Source organism: Oleiphilus sp. HI0123, assembly GCF_001635315.1.
Genome location: NZ_LWGE01000011.1, coordinates 1 through 1,123, shown reverse-complemented (window position 1 = coordinate 1,123; position 1,123 = coordinate 1). Strand labels below are relative to the sequence as shown.

Genomic DNA, 1,123 nt, shown 5'->3' with positions numbered 1-1,123 from the left:
TCCTCGACTTCCTCGACTTCCTCGACTTCCTCGACTTCCTCGACTTCCTCGACTTCAGTCGACAGCTCCTGACTTATTCTGCTTTCCTCTGGCGCAGAGGCAGTTTGTACCTGCTCGATTGGTTCCGAAAGGTGCTGTTCCTGAGGGCATAGCGCTTGATTTTGCTTTTGTCTGATGCCTTTGACATGTTTGAGAATGGCAGAAAAGAGCTCATTGTCATTGACGGGCTTGGTCACGTAGTCATTCATGCCCGAGGCAAGACATTTTGCTTTGTCTTCTGCCATGGCATTTGCGGTCATCGCGATGATAGGGATCTTCTGATTGCTTTCCCGTATCTTTTCGGTAGCTTGGCAGCCATCCATTAAAGGCATTTGCATGTCCATTAATATGAAATCGAAATTGCCTTTTATGGCTTTCTCGTAGCCTTCTTCACCATTGTTGGCAAGGGATACCCGGATGCCTTGTTTAACAATAATTTCCTTCCCTAGCTGTTGATTTGCACCCAAAACTGACCCACTAAAGCCATATATTTGCATCGAATTTTGACCCACGTATAAACCTATCCCTGCTTCAGCAAAGCAGGAGAAAATGGAGTGATAGACGTGGCTCTACTAAGCGTAATTCGACGCTCGCATATTCGGGAGGGACAATCGATTCGATCGATTGCTCGGAAGACCGGATTGTCACGAATTACTGTTCGTAAATACCTCAATAATAGAAATTTAGACCCAAGCTACCCTGCAAGGAAGTCGCCGAGTAAGCTGGATGACTACGAGAAGACCTTAACCTGCTGGCTTCACCGTGAGGTGAAAAAGCATCGAAAGCAGCGTAAGTCAGTCAAGCAGCTATACCAGGATTTAGTACAACTGGGTTACACCGTTTCCTATGATCGTGTTGCTGCGTTTGCACGGCAGTGGCGACAAGAGCAACATGAAGCAAAGAGCACTGCCGCTAAGCGAGTCTATGTTCCACTGACTTTTGCACCAGGCGAAGCATTCCAGTTTGATTGGGGCGAAGATTTCGCCACGATCAATGGTCGGAAGTGCTGCCTTCAAGTTGCTTACTTCAAGCTAAGCAATAGTCGAGCTTTCTTCCTGCGAGCTTATTACAAACAAACGCACGA

1 protein-coding gene and 1 pseudogene are annotated in these 1,123 nt (G+C 47.0%); one reads left to right on the top strand and one right to left on the bottom strand.

Going from position 1 to position 1,123, the window contains the following annotated elements; translation table 11 throughout:
• Positions 1 to 551: response regulator (locus tag A3761_RS00160; RefSeq protein ID WP_156491442.1), on the bottom strand; the 551-nt coding region annotated here is incomplete at its 3' end.
• A gap of 42 nt (positions 552 to 593) precedes the next feature.
• Between A3761_RS00160 and A3761_RS00155 the strand changes: the two are divergent.
• Positions 594 to 1,123, top strand: a pseudogene (locus A3761_RS00155) (IS21 family transposase); the annotation flags it as partial.